A 14,354-nucleotide genomic window follows, 5' to 3' on the forward strand; every position below is an offset into this window, starting at 1 on the left:
CATAGTTGTTGTAGGGCGAGCTAAGTTGCTGCTTATTTTTATTATTGTGGTTACATCAATTCTTAAGAACGGCAAAAAATCGACATACCAGGGTACAAAACAGGCTTCCAATGGAAGCCTGAAGAGAATTATTGATAGCGCTTGGCCTTATAGGTCGGCTGCATAAAGTTCTCGACGGAGAGAATATCATCCAGCTCATCTGCGGTGAGCAGCCCACGCTCGAGTACCACCTCACGCACACTCTTGCCTGTTTCTGCACAGATCTTACCCACGATGTCGCCTTCATGGTGACCGATGTATGGGTTGAGGTAGGTGACGATACCAATCGAATTGTAGACGTAGCTCTCGCACACTTCTTTGTTGACCGTGATACCGCTGACGCACTTATCGCGTAAGTTGATACACGCATTGGTCAAGATTGACAGCGACTCGAACATGCTTTGGGCAATCACCGGCTCCATCACGTTGAGCTGCAACTGACCACCCTCAGCGGCAAACGAGATAGTCGTGTCGTTGCCCATGACTTTAAAACACACCTGATTGACCACCTCTGGAACAACCGGGTTAACCTTGGCTGGCATGATGGATGAGCCTGCTTGCAGCTCTGGCAGGTTGAGCTCATTAAGACCAGCACGAGGGCCAGAAGAGAGTAGGCGTAGGTCGTTACAGATCTTTGAGAGCTTGACAGCCAAACGCTTGAGAGCGCCGTGAGTCATCACGTAGGCGCCACAGTCTGAGGTTGCCTCAATCAGATCTTCTGCCGCCACGACATCGAGGCCTGTTACATCGGCAAGGTGCTTGATCGCCAGATCTTGGTAGCCTTGCGCCGCATTAAGGCCAGTACCGATCGCGGTAGCACCAAGGTTGATCTCAAGCAGTAGCTTAGAGGTGTACTCTAGGTTACGGATCTCTTCATTAAGGGTGACTGACCAAGCATGAAACTCTTGACCGACGGTCATTGGCACGGCGTCTTGAAGCTGGGTGCGGCCCATCTTAAGGATGTTTTTAAACTCTTCGCTCTTGTTGTCGAAGGCGCCTTTTAGGTACTCAATCGCGTCAATCACCTGACGTACACTGTTGTACACCGCGATACGAAAACCGGTCGGGTAGGCACAGTTGGTGGATTGACTCTTATTGACGTGATCGTTTGGGTTCACCACGTGGTAGTCACCCTTTGGTTTGCCCATCAGTTCAAGGGCTAGGTTGGCGATCACCTCATTGGTGTTCATGTTGACCGAAGTGCCAGCACCACCTTGGAAGACATCCGACGGGAACTGATCCATGCACTTGCCAGTATCAATCATGGTGTCACAGGCTTGGATGATGGCATCGGCCACATCGCTCGGGATCACGCCCAGCTCTTTGTTGGCCAGAGCGGCAGCTTTTTTGGTCATCACCATGCCTTTAACGAACTCAGGCACGTCAGAGATGGTGACGTCAGAAATGTTGAAATTTTCAATGGCACGCAGGGTGTGAATGCCATAGTAAGCGTCTGCGGGGACATGGCGTTGTCCCAGGAGATCTTCTTCGACACGGGTGGCTGGTTGAGCGAGATTATCGAAACTATTTGTCTTAGCCATGTCCGGGATCCTCAGATTATTGTTCTAACAACTCGTACTATTGTTAGCCAACTCCGCTGTACAAAAATCCCTTTGGCAGAATAAGTGGCTGGAAATCACTCCTCGATTTCCGCCCGCTAATGATACTGAAACAATCGCATAAGAGCAGCAGTTTTGATCACTATTTTTTGTCTTTGTTGTTTTTTCCCAGGCAATAGGGCACTTATTGATAACTTGCTTGACTAAAAACAAGATATTAGGCCTTAGTCGGTGGGTTAGACTTGATTTCTTGGTCTCTAGACCAGAGTGTTATAACTAACCAATAAGATTACCGCCCTGTGAGATGAAGTGTCTTACACTTTACCCAAGCACTTATATGTAAGTGACTGTCTGATGTTTGGGTTGGAGGGTCAACCGAGGAGGAATTGTGTTTCCCATTTTATTACTTGCTTTTATTTTTGTACCCATCATTGAGATCGCGCTGTTTGTTCAAGTTGGCGGGGTGCTGGGTCTGTGGCCAACCATTGGTTTGGTGCTGCTGACCGCGCTTGTCGGCGCCTCATTGGTGCGCTCTCAAGGTATCCAGACGGTCTTGTCGGTACAGTCGCGCCTTGAAAAAGGCGAACTACCCGCTCAGCAGATCCTCGAAGGGGTTATGCTCGCAGTGTGTGGCGTACTGTTGCTCACGCCTGGATTTATGACCGATGCGATGGGGATGATCGTGCTGCTGCCTGCTCCGCGCGCCGCTCTAGCCCAATACCTGATGACCAAGGTCGTGGTGAAACAATCCGGTCATTTTCACTCCTCCGGATTTGGCGGTGGCTTCGGCCAAGGGCCATTCGATCCGCAAGACCCATCAGCTCACAACCCGTTTGAGCAAAACAGAGATGAGCAGGGCAACACCTTCGAGGGTGAGTTCGAGCGCAAGGATGACGAGAACGACAAGAATAACCGCCTGCATTAATTAAACACAGGGGCGAGGACGTTTCACTGCGAGGTTCGAGTAGCGAGTGACTCCTCGCCCCCCCGTAGGGCATCGCCCGTCCCCGCACCTCGCCACCTTTTTACAAAGCGCCCTCAAACCCCATCTGGCGCCAAGCTTCAAACGCAATAATCGCGACCGCATTGGATAAATTCAGGCTGCGGGCTTCTGGCATCATTGGGATGCGAATGCGCTGCTCCATTGGCAGGCTTTCAATGACCTCTGCTGGCAGGCCGCGTGACTCGGGACCAAACAGCAGCACGTCGCCACGTTGGTAGCTCGCGTCAACGTGATGACCGGTTGTTTTAGTCGTGCAGGCAAACAGACGATAGTCTTGTTCGCGCTGTTCGAGGTATTCGATAAACGCTGGCAGGCTCTTGTGGCGAGTGACTCGAGCGAGGTCGTGATAATCGAGCCCAGCGCGGCGCACCTTCTTTTCTTCAAGATCGAAACCCAGTGGTTCAATGAGGTGGAGGTTGGCACCACAGTTTGCCGACAATCTAATAATGTTACCGGTATTTGGCGCAATTTCTGGCTCGTAGAGCGCAATATCAAACATATTATTGAGACTTTGCTTTGGGTGAAGGGATGACAAGGGAGTGACCCCTTGTCGGCTGCATGCAGCATAGCACTGGCGGGCTTTTGCTCGCAAGGTTGATTAGGTCAGCGGTAGCGTCATGGTCATCGCAAGACCGCCCAACTCGCTGCGACTCGCCTTAATCGTCCCGCTGTGCTGACGAACGGCACTCTCAGTGATCGCCAGACCCAATCCTGTCCCCCCAGAGTCTCGATCTCGCGCAGTTGAGACGCGATAGAAGGGGCGAAAAATCTGGTCAAGTTGATCATCGGGCACACCCTCGCCGTCGTCGTCGACTTGGATGGTGATCAGATCATCACTGACCAAAAACACCACTTGAATATGATGGTCAGCATACCGAATGGCATTACGGACAATGTTCTCAAATGCGCTGATCAAAAGTTTTGGGCTACCTGAGATACTGCGCTCAGGGATTGGGGTGTAGGTGAGCTGTTTGCCGAGCTGCTCGGCCTCGAATTCGGCATCGTCAAGCATGGCTTCCCACAAGCTGGATAAGGGCTGCTGCTCACGGCTTAGGTGAGAGTCCATCTGCATCCGCGATAGCGACAGAAGCTCCGCGATCATCTGCTCCAGCCTTTGTGCCTCAGTATCAATGCGGGTCAGCTCATTGCTTTCTCCTTGTTTGCGCTGCGCCAGTGCGGAAGCCATACGCAGGCGAGTCAGTGGCGAGCGCAACTCATGCGATATATCAGATAGTAGGTGCTGCTGACCTGACATCATTGAGTTTACCGCTTGCACCATCTGGTTGAAACTTTGACCAGCCGCCTGAAACTCGCTGGTGCCTTGTTCAAGCTTAGGGTCTTCGACAAACTCTCCCTTTGCGACCCGTTTGGCAGCAAGCTCAAGGCGCCGTGCGGGCTGGCTGAGTGCCCAGGCGAGCCACAGCAGCAGAGGGGTGCTGACTAACATCATCACCATCATCAACTGAACTGGCTTGTCAAACAATCGCAGCAGCACAGGAGAGGGTTGATTAGAGCGAAAACCGATGTACATCAACATCGGCTGATTAACCAGTGTGACCTCCATCGGTCCTGAGAGCATCCACTGGCCGTACAGTTGCTGCTTTGGTGTTGCAGGGTTTTCGGATGAGGAGACAAAGTTTTTGAGCACCTTGCGCTTAAAGTTCGACTTCTCCCCCTCCGTCAATATATTGCCGTCCAAGTCGGTGAGGTAAACCGAAACGCGGCGACCACGTGATTGCTCGAGCTGATGATTGATTGAGCCAATCACCTGATGAATGCTCTTGCTTGAGCGATGATGTTTTTCAAGGCCTTGAGCCAGTTCCGTCAAGCGCTGGCTATGTTCTGTGGAGACATCTCGCGCCTTGCGTGGGTCGAGATGGGGCAAAGAGAGCGCGGCTAGAACCACCAACATGATGGTGAACCAGAAGATAGCGAAGATGCGTCCATACAGGCTGCGAAACTTGGGTAATCTCATGCATCGCCCTCAACCAGCATGTAGCCACGACCGCGCAGGGTTTTGATTAAGGTCTGTCCATCACCTGCCTGAGCAAGCTTTTTACGCAGATTCGAGACATGCATATCCACTGCGCGATCAAACGCAGCGAGGCGCTTGCCTAACACTTCGAGACTGAGCGCTTCCTTGGTTAAGACTTCACCAGGAGACTGGAGGAAATAGTCGAGCAGGGCGAACTCCGTGGTGGTGAGATCGAGTAACTCTTCCCCCATGTAGGCCTCTTGCTTACCCGGGTAAGTCGTCAAGTTGAGATAACGATGGGCATCTTTGCTTGCATTTTTTTTATTCTCGTCGCTGGCGGTGCGGCGTAAGATCGCCTTGATCCGGGCCAGCAGTTCACGGTCGCTAAAGGGCTTAGGCAGGTAATCATCGGCGCCAAGCTCCAGCCCAATAACGCGATCAATCTCTTCTCCTTTGGCGGTCAGCATTAACACTGGCGTTTCCCAATCTGCGCGCAGCCGCTTGAGAGTTTCAATACCATTGAGCTTTGGCATCATGACATCCATCAGAATCAGGTCGACGCTGTCATCAAGCGCAGCCAACCCGGCTTCGCCATCATTGGCTTCGCTGATTTGAAAGCCTTCGAAACTGAGTACTTCAGTCAGCAGCGCAGTGAGTTCAGTATCGTCGTCGATGATCAGGATATGGTTCATAAGGCACACTCTTGGTATTGGAGACGTTTTAAGTTTACTGATAAACACCCCTACGTGTTGAGCGCTTTACGATGCATTTACCAATCTTTACGTTGGCTAAACGTTGCTTTACGAACCAGACAGTAATCTTAACTCAAACGCAAAGGCGTGACCGATTAACAGAGATGAGGGCTTTATGATGAAAAAAGTAAACAAATGGTTGATGGCTGCGGCGGTTATTCCTCTATCCCTAAGCGCTGCAAGCGCATGGGCATTTGGTGGTCCACAGGGCGGACATGGCAACGGCGGCATGGGCAAATGCAATGCTGGACGCGTGGCGTGGAAACAGCTTGATTTGACTGAAGAGCAAAAAGCCAAATTCGCCGAACTGCGTGAAGCCAACAAGGCTGAGCGAAGCGAGCGTCAAGACAATCGCGAAGAGATGAAAGCGCAGCGTGATGCAGAAAAAGCCAAGGTGAAAGCCTTGATGCTAAGCGATAGCTTCGACCAAGCGACGGCGGAGGAACTTGCCTCGAATATGGTAGACAAGCAAACCGAGCGCCGCGTCAAGATGCTGGAAAAACAGCATGAAATGCTACAGATCCTCACCGTAGAGCAGCGCGAGCAACTGTTTGAAGCCAAAGAGGCTCGAATGGAAAAATGCCAAGAAAGAATGCAGAAAAAACAACAGCGTGGTAATAAGTCTCGCAGCTAGTACTCTCAGTATGTAGCACAATTTGTTTCCGATGAGGCCAACTTATTCTTGATAGGTTGGCCATTTTTTCGTCGCTCTGCGGTCAATAATAGGTATAATCCACTCAGGATTTAGACACCTGTTATGGATAATGAAACAAGAGTACGCTCGGCTTGTCACCTTAGCCGCTTATGCAGCGACCCTAGTCGCTACATTCCTTCTAATCGTCAAGGTTATCGTTTGGTGGCTGACTGGCTCGGTGAGCCTGCTGGCTTCACTGATCGATTCCCTGCTTGATATCGCGGCATCTCTAGTCAATCTCTTGGTCGTGCGTTATGCGCTGCAACCCGCCGATCGTGAACATACTTTTGGTCATGGTAAGGCGGAATCGCTGGCCGCCTTGGCGCAGGCGATGTTCATCTCTGGCTCTGCCTGTTTCCTAATCCTCAATGGTGTTGATCGCTTCTTTAGACCGCATGAATTGAACTCGCCAGAGCTCGGTGTCTATGTCAGCCTGTTTGCCATGCTGGTTACTCTGGCTTTGGTGCGTTTTCAAAAGTACGTGGTCGGCAAAACTGGCAGTCAGGCCATTGCTGCAGATTCCCTTCATTATCAAACCGACCTGTATATGAACGCCGCCATCATGTTGGCGCTCGGACTAAGTTGGTTCGGCTTTACTCAGGCGGATGCGATTTTCGCGATTGGTATCGGGGTCTTTATTCTCGTCAGCGCCTTTAAGATGGTGCGGGAGGCGACTCAAACCCTGCTAGATAGAAAACTGCCTGATAGTGAGATTGAGCAGATCCATGCCGAGTGCCGTAAAGAGCCAGGCGTGCTCGGTATTCACCAGGTACGCACTCGAATGTCAGGCCCAACGCGCTTTATTCAGCTACATTTGGAGTTGGAGGACACAATGCCGCTTATAGAGGCGCACCAGATCTCCGATCGCGTTGAGGAAAGGATCCTCACCTTGTTTCCTGAGTCGGATGTGATTATCCACCAAGATCCGTTTTCTGTGGTGGTCACCACAGAAAGAGAGCAAAAAGCCAAGGGGTGGTAGAGCGTGAGGATGAGGCGGCCAGGGGATGTGATTCGTATAATATCTACGGACAGATTTCACATTTCTGACGCGAATCAATCCACAAGGTGGCTAAATCTGTAATAATTTTACGAACTAAAATAACACCATCAGGGGTAAGTTGTTTTCTCGCTAGTCATCAACTTGCAACCGAGTGGTATAAAAATCAATACAAAAAGAATCCCGTAGTCACTGAGACTTGGATGGTCATCAGTGGTTACACCATTATTTTGAATAATATTCCCAAAAGTCGAGGGTAAGCATGATTAAGAAGATCGGTGTTTTGACAAGTGGCGGTGACGCACCAGGCATGAACGCGGCGGTTCGCGGCGTGGTTCGCACTGCACTTTCTAAAGATCTAGAGGTATACGGCGTTTACGACGGTTACCTAGGTCTGTATGAGAACCGAATTAAGAAACTGGATCGCTCGAGCGTATCAGACGTTATCAACCGTGGTGGAACCTTCTTAGGCTCTGCACGTTTCCCTGAGTTTAAAGAAGTTGAAGTTCGCGAAAAGGCGATTGAAAACCTCAAAGAGCACGGCATCGATGCGCTAGTGGTTATCGGTGGTGACGGCTCTTACATGGGGGCGAAGAAGCTAACCGAGATGGGTTACCCATGTATCGGTCTACCAGGCACGATTGATAACGACATCGCCGGTACTGACTACACCATCGGTTACCTAACTGCTCTGAACACGGTTATCGAGAATATTGACCGTCTGCGCGATACTTCTTCATCGCACCAGCGTATCTCAATCGTTGAGATCATGGGTCGTCACTGTGGTGATCTGACCTTGATGTCAGCGATTGCTGGTGGTTGTGAGTACATCATCACGCCGGAAACAGGTCTAGATAAAGACAAGCTGATCCAAAACATCCAAGATGGCATCAAGAAAGGCAAGAAGCACGCAATCATTGCCTTAACTGAGCTGATGATGGATGCCAACGAGTTGGCGAAAGAGATTGAGCAGGCGACAGGGCGTGAGACACGCGCGACCGTGCTTGGTCACATCCAGCGCGGCGGCCGTCCTGCAGCGTTCGACCGAGTACTGGCATCGCGCATGGGTAACTATGCGGTTCACCTATTGATGGAAGGTCACGGCGGTCGCTGTGTGGGCATCCAGAAAGAGGCGCTAGTACACCACGACATTATCGATTGTATCGAGAACATGACGAATCCAAGTCGCGAAGACTTGTTCCAAGTTGCTGAAGAGCTTTTCTAAAGCGGTTAATTTTAAAGATAAAACGCAGACTTCGGTCTGCGTTTTTTTTTGTTCGTTCCTTTGTCGTTTTACAACTAAAGGCACATAGCTTTGAGAACGAATACGCAGTAGTTGTTCTTTATAAATGGAGGTATTGGCAAGGGAATGTTTTTCATTGAATGTAGTATCAAAGCTATGTTAAGTGCTTGTTTTAGCATTGCATTCCGGTGCCGATACTGCAAGGAGTGACACTTTATTGTTTATCGGGGGGAAACAAAATGAATAAAACAATAGGTTTGCTGTTGCTGTCATTAGCGGCATCAACACAAGCCGAGCCATTGCTTGTTCCGGGCAAACCGGGAGAAGGCAAGTTAATGCAAGCTGTATTTGAAGAGATTATTAAACGTAGCAATCGTTTTGACAGTTTGAGTCATTACTATGGCAACACGGGTGACCCAAATACTGCCAAGATGATTGAGGACCTAGATAGTGGCCACTTGCACATCACTTATGTAGCGACGTCTCTTGATAACGAAAGCAAAATGAGTCCGATCTACTTTCCCATTTATCGTGGTTTGCTAGGTATGCGGTTAGGGCTTGTTCGCTCTGATAGAAGCAATACTTTTGCTGACGTTACACGCATCGATCAGCTTAAATCATTCACCGCTTGTCAGGGGCGAGCATGGCCAGATACGGATATCCTTGAAACGAATGGTGTCAAGATAGCGCAAAGCCTCAAATACCCTAACATGTTTCCTATGTTAGAGGGTGGCCGTTGCGATTACTTCCCTAGAGGGGTCTTTGAGCCATTTACTGAAGTTGTTGCTCAGAAAGAGTACAACCTAGCGGTGGACGAGTATGTCATGCTGCGTTACAAAATGCCGTTCTTCTTCTTTACGGCAAAGAACAACCCAGAACTCGCTACCCATATTCAAGATATTCTGTATGAGATGTTTGAAGATGGCACTTATGAGCATTTGTTCTTCAATGACAACGAAGTCGCCCAAGCTCTACGCCTGGCGAAACTGCAAGAGCGAACTATCTTCGACCTAGAAAACCCAAATGTTTCACCAGCAACACGAAATATGCCAAACCAATTTTGGTATGACCCATTGGAAGGGGCACAGTAACAATGAAATCCATTACCGCAAAAATTTTAACTTTTCTCACTCTCTTGCTCACTCTGGTTGGCGTGTTGGTCTCTGTCGTGCTCTACTCGGTGAATAGTGGCAACCTAAAACAAGAATTTGAACTAGAAAAAGCCAACCTAAGTCAGCAAATCGGCGTTATTCTGCAAGAGCCAGTGTACGTTTATGACCGCGTAGTGATTCAGTCAATCATTGATTCGTTCAAGGGCAATCAAATGGTGGCTTCAATGGAAGTTGTTGACCATCGTAACCGTGAGTTAGCGCGCACAACGACGAAACAGCCGGTGAGTGAAAGCCTATCTGTCTCACTGAGCTGGGAAGGTGAGTCAATTGGAGAAGTGAGAGTCGGTATCTCAGATGTCGTGATATCTCAGACTCTAGAACGCTCGATGTGGCAAACTATATTAACCATGATCGTCACGATTTCTTTGGTGGGTATCGCTTCGGTCATTGTTCTGCAACGACTGGTTTTACAACCCTTACAACGGGTAAATAACGTATTGGGTGATATCGCTTCAGGTGGCGGTGATCTTACCTCTCGCATTCCTGTCGATCGTGAGGATGAGATTGGTCAGCTATCAACGCGTTTCAATGCGTTTATTGAGACGATTCAGGCCATTATTCAAGATATGAGTATTGCGTCTAACTCCCTTGACGCTGCCTCTTCAGAAGTGACCGCAATGATGGAACGCAGCCGCAGTGCAAACCGTCAGCAAATGGAGCTAACGGTTAGTTCTGTAACTAATATCTCTCACTTAGACTTGGCAACGCAAGAGATTGCGAAGAGTACAGAGTCTACCGTGAGCAAGGCGAATGGCGCTTGTAATGTTGCAGAGCAGAGCCGCCAAGCAATTGAAGACAACATCGGCAATATCGGTTTATTAGTGAGTAACCTAGAGCAGACGGCGCAAGAAGTATCTGCTCTGAAGCAAACCAGTGATAACATCGGTAGTGTGTTAGATGTCATCAAAGGTATTGCAGAACAAACTAACTTGCTGGCACTTAACGCAGCGATCGAGGCCGCTCGTGCTGGTGAAAGCGGCCGAGGCTTTGCGGTTGTTGCGGATGAAGTGCGTGCACTAGCAAGCAAGACACATGAATCTACAACAGAGATTGAAAGCATCATCGAAGAGCTACAACAACGAGCAGAGGCCTCTTTCAATGTAACTCAGTCGAGCAAAGGTATGGTTGACCAAACGATGGACCAAGCGCAACAGACGGGCATTGCACTAGAGCAAATCGCGGCTGAAATGACAGGCATTAACGATATGGTGGTCATGATTTCAAGCGCTTGTGAAGAACAATCAAACGTGACCCAGCTGGTGAGCAAGGATATGTCCGCGCTTAAACAGGGCGCCGAGCAGCTAGAGCAAGACAGTGGGCACGCCAAAGAAGTCGTTGGTCAGTTGGTGGCAGTAGGCCGTCAGTTGTCTGGTCAGATTGAACGCTTTAGATACTGATTTCAGTCATTGCTAGTTATAAGCCGGAGTATCATTACTCTGGCTTATTTTAGTTTTTGAGCTGAGTATAAGTAGGATAATTTACTTGCCTTTCACTTCAGAGATAGGACAATACCGCAGATTAATCACTTGCACACTTATCTCGGCGTACCATGTTACTCATCATCGACAACTATGACTCTTTCACCTTCAACTTATATCAGTACTTTTGTGAGTTGGGTGCTCAGGTTAAAGTTGTACGAAATGATGAGATCTCCATTGCTGAGATTGAGGCGCTAGCGCCAACGCATTTGGTCATTTCTCCTGGACCATGTACACCAAACGAGGCGGGTATCTCGATTGAGGCGATTAAACACTTTAGCGGCAAGTTGCCGATTCTAGGCGTGTGCTTGGGGCATCAAGCGATTGCTCAAGCGTTCGGTGGTGACGTCATTCGGGCAAAACAGGTGATGCACGGTAAAACCTCTCCGATCACTCACACTAATCAAAGTGTGTTTGCTGGACTGAATAATCCGCTAACCGTCACTCGCTACCACTCGCTGGTTGTCAAAGCAGGCTCGTTGCCAAGCTGCTTTGATATCACTGCTTGGACGCTCGATGAGCAGGGTGAGTTCGATGAAATCATGGGTTATCAACACAAAACCTTACCCCTCCATGCGGTACAATTTCACCCTGAATCGATTAAAACTGAGCAAGGGCATGAGTTGCTGGCGAACTTTCTTCGCTCATAAATGAGACATTGATCACTATTAAAGACAATCGCCAGCCTTGGCTGTAATAGTCTGTAGTTGCAATTATATTCTTCTTACACCTGTGGATATTCAGCCATACAGTGCGTCGAATATTCATGCAGATTCACTATGAGCATCGCTATGATAGCTCACCATTCATTTTTACTCACCTGAACACTTTATACACTTTAAGTGCCTGTATATTAACCAGTGTATTCAGTTGATTAAACCTACATTTTGTATAACAATGTGCTTCAAGTGACTAATTATTCATTTGTTAGGGCTTGTTCATTATGGAGGTGGTTAACTTCAGAACTATCCTCTATTGAAAAAGTTAATTAAATGTAAATACAATGCAGCATAGGTCAAATGCAATACAAAATGCCCTGTGATCGGTGATCTCTAACACACTTGGTTGTCGCAAGAGAGCGTTGATATTGGGGCGGTTGTTACGCAAGCCAGGCGCATGCGGTATCGAAAAGGAATGTGCGATGACAATGGAACACAACGTAGAACGCAAAGACTTTGATCAGGTGATGGTGCCTTGTTATAGCCCGATGGAGATGATTCCAGTTAAAGGCCATGGGGCACGTGTCTGGGATCAGCAGGGCAATGAATACATCGATTTTGCCGGTGGGATTGCGGTGAGCTGTCTTGGTCACTGTCATCCAGTGATGGTTGAAGCTTTGCAAGAGCAGGGCAATAAGCTGTGGCACTTGAGTAATGTGATGACCAATGAACCAGCGCTGCAGTTAGCTAAGCAGTTAACGGAGCTGAGCTTTGCCGATAAGGTCTTTTTTGCCAACTCTGGCGCTGAGGCCAATGAAGCGGCGCTCAAGCTGGCTCGTCGCTACGCTGCAGATGTCTATGGCACGGAAAAAACTGAGATCATCGCGTTTGATCAAGGCTTTCATGGCCGCACCTTCTTTACGGTGACTGTCGGCGGTCAGGCATCCTACTCCGACGGCTTTGGCCCTAAACCCGGTGACGTGACTCACCTGCCTTATAATGATGTGGATGCCTTGCAGGCGCACATCTCTGATCGCACCTGTGCGGTGATGATGGAGCCACTACAAGGCGAGGGAGGGATCGTGCCGCCAACGCCAGAGTTTGTGCAGGCGGTGCGGGAGTTGTGTGATAAGCACAACGCGCTGCTGATCTTTGATGAGGTGCAAACCGGTAATGGTCGTACCGGCGATTTTTATGCGTACCAAGGGCTTGGGATCACGCCGGATATCCTCAGTACTGCCAAGTCACTTGGCGGCGGTTTTCCTATTGGCGCGATGCTGACCACGGAAAAACTGGCCGCTCATATGACAGTGGGTACCCACGGCTCAACCTATGGTGGTAACCCGCTGGCGTGCGCAGTGGCCCAGGCCGTGGTGAGTCTTGTCAGCCAGCAAGAGGTACTGGCGGGCGTGAAGCAGCGGGAGGCGTGGCTGCGTGAGGGACTTGAGAAACTCAACCAGAAATATCACATGTTCTCTGAAGTGCGCGGTAAGGGGTTGCTGTTGGGCGCAGCCTTGAATGAGCAGTGGCAGGGACGCGCGCGCGATGTATTGATCGCAGCGGGTGAACAGGGGCTGATGGTTCTCGTCGCAGGGGCTAATGTGGTGCGCTTTACCCCTTCGCTTGTGATCAGCAAAGAAGAGCTTGATATTGGTTTAGCGCGTCTCGATAAGGCGTTGGAGAGTCTTGTCACCGACTAGCTGGCTAATGCGGTGGCTGGGAGCTGCCACCGCAATCTCATCGTTTACGGAGGAATACCCATGCTTGTTGTTCGTCCAATTACCATGGCGGATTATCAAGACCTGCACACTTGTGCGGTCGAATCTGGGCATGGGTTTACTTCACTGCCGGTCAATCAAGAGCTGTTGACTAACCGCATCACACACTCAGAGTACAGTTTTGCCAAGTTGGACGTGAGTGAGCCCTCGGATGAGGGCTACCTGATGGTTGGGGTCGATAGTGAGACTGGAGAAGTAGCAGGCTGCACCGGTATCGAGGCAGCCATCGGTTGGGATGTCCCTTTCTACTCTTATCACATCAGTACTGTGGTTCACTCCTCACCCAAGCTTGGTGTCAACAATGTGGTCAAGCTATTAACCTTGGGTAATAACTATACCGGCTGCTCTGAGATCTGCACCCTGTTCCTGCGCCCAAGCTTTCGCCACGGCCTCAATGGGCGACTGATGTCAAAAGCCCGCTTTCTAATGATGGCTGAGCATCCGCAGCGCTTTTCTAACACCATCTTTGCCGAGATGCGCGGCGTGTCCGATCACGAGGGTAATTCGCCGTTTTGGCAATGGCTGCAAGAGCACTTCTTTTCGATTGATTTTACCCTGGCGGATTACCTGACTGGGATTGGTAAGAAGGGGTTTATTGCCGACCTGATGCCCAAGCTCCCTATTTACATCAATCTGTTAAGTAAAGAGGCGCAAGCCGTCATTGGCCAGGTACACGATGATACTCGCCCCGCGCTATGCCTGCTGGAGAAAGAGGGGTTTACCTGTCGCAATTATGTCGATATTTTCGACGCGGGACCGACGGTGGAGTGCGATGTACAACACATCCAAACCGTGCGTAACTCTTTTAAAGCCACGGTGCATATTGCCGAGCATAGTAGTTCACAAGACTATTTGATTGCCAATACTAGCTTTAGCGATTTTCGCGCTACAGCGGCTAAGGCGGCGTTCGATGCTGATGAAGGCCGAGTGATCCTCACCGCGCAAGTCGCTGACGCCCTGCGCGTTTTGGAGGGCGATAAGGTTCGCATGCACGCACAATAAACA

The 14,354-nt window shown here is 49.7% G+C and carries 13 protein-coding genes; 9 read left to right on the plus strand and 4 right to left on the minus strand.

What is annotated here, in order from left to right; translation table 11 throughout:
* Nucleotides 1-128: 128 nt before the first annotated feature.
* Entirely contained in the window at nucleotides 129-1,580 is a 1,452-nt protein-coding gene (aspA, locus tag ACSTTG_RS18425; protein WP_438460559.1) for an aspartate ammonia-lyase, read from the minus strand.
* A 406-nt stretch (nucleotides 1,581-1,986) separates the two neighbouring features.
* Between aspA and ACSTTG_RS18430 the strand changes: the two genes are divergently transcribed.
* Nucleotides 1,987-2,523: an FxsA family protein gene (locus ACSTTG_RS18430; protein ID WP_438475797.1), complete on the plus strand. Its 537-nt coding sequence runs from the start codon at nucleotides 1,987-1,989 to the stop codon at nucleotides 2,521-2,523.
* A gap of 100 nt (nucleotides 2,524-2,623) precedes the next feature.
* On the opposite strand, the gene ACSTTG_RS18435 is transcribed toward ACSTTG_RS18430, so the two are convergent.
* From ACSTTG_RS18435 to ACSTTG_RS18445, 3 genes are all read right to left on the minus strand, one after another.
* Nucleotides 2,624-3,100, minus strand: a complete 477-nt coding sequence (locus ACSTTG_RS18435) for a tRNA (cytidine(34)-2'-O)-methyltransferase (RefSeq protein ID WP_438475798.1) — start codon at nucleotides 3,098-3,100, stop codon at nucleotides 2,624-2,626.
* Nucleotides 3,101-3,199: 99 nt separating this feature from the next.
* Nucleotides 3,200-4,576, minus strand: coding sequence for an envelope stress sensor histidine kinase CpxA (gene cpxA, locus ACSTTG_RS18440; protein ID WP_438475799.1), 1,377 nt, complete (start codon nucleotides 4,574-4,576; stop codon nucleotides 3,200-3,202).
* Entirely contained in the window at nucleotides 4,573-5,268 is a 696-nt protein-coding gene (locus ACSTTG_RS18445; RefSeq protein WP_438460555.1) for a response regulator, read from the minus strand. Before ACSTTG_RS18445 ends, cpxA begins: the two co-directional genes overlap by 4 nt.
* A gap of 175 nt (nucleotides 5,269-5,443) precedes the next feature.
* Here ACSTTG_RS18445 and ACSTTG_RS18450 point away from each other — a divergent pair, with 175 nt between their 5' ends.
* The 8 genes from ACSTTG_RS18450 (at nucleotide 5,444) to astA (ending at nucleotide 14,351) form a co-directional block, all read left to right on the plus strand.
* Entirely contained in the window at nucleotides 5,444-5,962 is a 519-nt protein-coding gene (locus ACSTTG_RS18450; RefSeq protein WP_438460554.1) for a CpxP family protein, read from the plus strand.
* A 130-nt stretch (nucleotides 5,963-6,092) separates the two neighbouring features.
* Nucleotides 6,093-7,001, plus strand: a complete 909-nt coding sequence (gene fieF / locus ACSTTG_RS18455) for a CDF family cation-efflux transporter FieF (protein ID WP_438475800.1) — start codon at nucleotides 6,093-6,095, stop codon at nucleotides 6,999-7,001.
* Between the two features lie 280 nt (nucleotides 7,002-7,281).
* Complete coding sequence (gene pfkA / locus ACSTTG_RS18460; RefSeq protein WP_438460552.1) at nucleotides 7,282-8,244, plus strand: 6-phosphofructokinase; 963 nt, start codon at nucleotides 7,282-7,284, stop codon at nucleotides 8,242-8,244.
* 257 nt (nucleotides 8,245-8,501) lie between these two features.
* Complete coding sequence (locus ACSTTG_RS18465) at nucleotides 8,502-9,353, plus strand: transporter substrate-binding domain-containing protein (protein ID WP_438460551.1); 852 nt, start codon at nucleotides 8,502-8,504, stop codon at nucleotides 9,351-9,353.
* 2 nt (nucleotides 9,354-9,355) lie between these two features.
* Nucleotides 9,356-10,831: a methyl-accepting chemotaxis protein gene (locus ACSTTG_RS18470; protein ID WP_438475801.1), complete on the plus strand. Its 1,476-nt coding sequence runs from the start codon at nucleotides 9,356-9,358 to the stop codon at nucleotides 10,829-10,831.
* A gap of 152 nt (nucleotides 10,832-10,983) precedes the next feature.
* Nucleotides 10,984-11,562: an aminodeoxychorismate/anthranilate synthase component II gene (locus ACSTTG_RS18475; protein ID WP_438460549.1), complete on the plus strand. Its 579-nt coding sequence runs from the start codon at nucleotides 10,984-10,986 to the stop codon at nucleotides 11,560-11,562.
* 491 nt (nucleotides 11,563-12,053) lie between these two features.
* Nucleotides 12,054-13,271: an aspartate aminotransferase family protein gene (locus tag ACSTTG_RS18480; RefSeq protein ID WP_438475802.1), complete on the plus strand. Its 1,218-nt coding sequence runs from the start codon at nucleotides 12,054-12,056 to the stop codon at nucleotides 13,269-13,271.
* Between the two features lie 60 nt (nucleotides 13,272-13,331).
* Nucleotides 13,332-14,351, plus strand: coding sequence for an arginine N-succinyltransferase (astA, locus tag ACSTTG_RS18485; RefSeq protein ID WP_438460547.1), 1,020 nt, complete (start codon nucleotides 13,332-13,334; stop codon nucleotides 14,349-14,351).
* Nucleotides 14,352-14,354: the final 3 nt, after the last annotated feature.

It is taken from the genome of Vibrio glycogenivorans (genome assembly GCF_051660965.1).
Taxonomy (GTDB): Bacteria; Pseudomonadota; Gammaproteobacteria; order Enterobacterales; family Vibrionaceae; genus Vibrio.

What these genes read in the sequence shown, in the direction of transcription:
- aspA (WP_438460559.1), bottom strand. Translation starts at nt 1,580, where the DNA reads ATGGCTAAGACAAATAGTTTCGATAATCTCGCTCAACCAGCCACCCGT.
- ACSTTG_RS18435 (WP_438475798.1), bottom strand. Translation starts at nt 3,100, where the DNA reads ATGTTTGATATTGCGCTCTACGAGCCAGAAATTGCGCCAAATACCGGT.
- cpxA (WP_438475799.1), bottom strand. Translation starts at nt 4,576, where the DNA reads ATGAGATTACCCAAGTTTCGCAGCCTGTATGGACGCATCTTCGCTATC.
- ACSTTG_RS18445 (WP_438460555.1), bottom strand. Translation starts at nt 5,268, where the DNA reads ATGAACCATATCCTGATCATCGACGACGATACTGAACTCACTGCGCTG.
- ACSTTG_RS18450 (WP_438460554.1), top strand. Translation starts at nt 5,444, where the DNA reads ATGATGAAAAAAGTAAACAAATGGTTGATGGCTGCGGCGGTTATTCCT.
- fieF (WP_438475800.1), top strand. Translation starts at nt 6,093, where the DNA reads ATGAAACAAGAGTACGCTCGGCTTGTCACCTTAGCCGCTTATGCAGCG.
- pfkA (WP_438460552.1), top strand. Translation starts at nt 7,282, where the DNA reads ATGATTAAGAAGATCGGTGTTTTGACAAGTGGCGGTGACGCACCAGGC.
- ACSTTG_RS18465 (WP_438460551.1), top strand. Translation starts at nt 8,502, where the DNA reads ATGAATAAAACAATAGGTTTGCTGTTGCTGTCATTAGCGGCATCAACA.
- ACSTTG_RS18470 (WP_438475801.1), top strand. Translation starts at nt 9,356, where the DNA reads ATGAAATCCATTACCGCAAAAATTTTAACTTTTCTCACTCTCTTGCTC.
- ACSTTG_RS18475 (WP_438460549.1), top strand. Translation starts at nt 10,984, where the DNA reads ATGTTACTCATCATCGACAACTATGACTCTTTCACCTTCAACTTATAT.
- ACSTTG_RS18480 (WP_438475802.1), top strand. Translation starts at nt 12,054, where the DNA reads ATGACAATGGAACACAACGTAGAACGCAAAGACTTTGATCAGGTGATG.
- astA (WP_438460547.1), top strand. Translation starts at nt 13,332, where the DNA reads ATGCTTGTTGTTCGTCCAATTACCATGGCGGATTATCAAGACCTGCAC.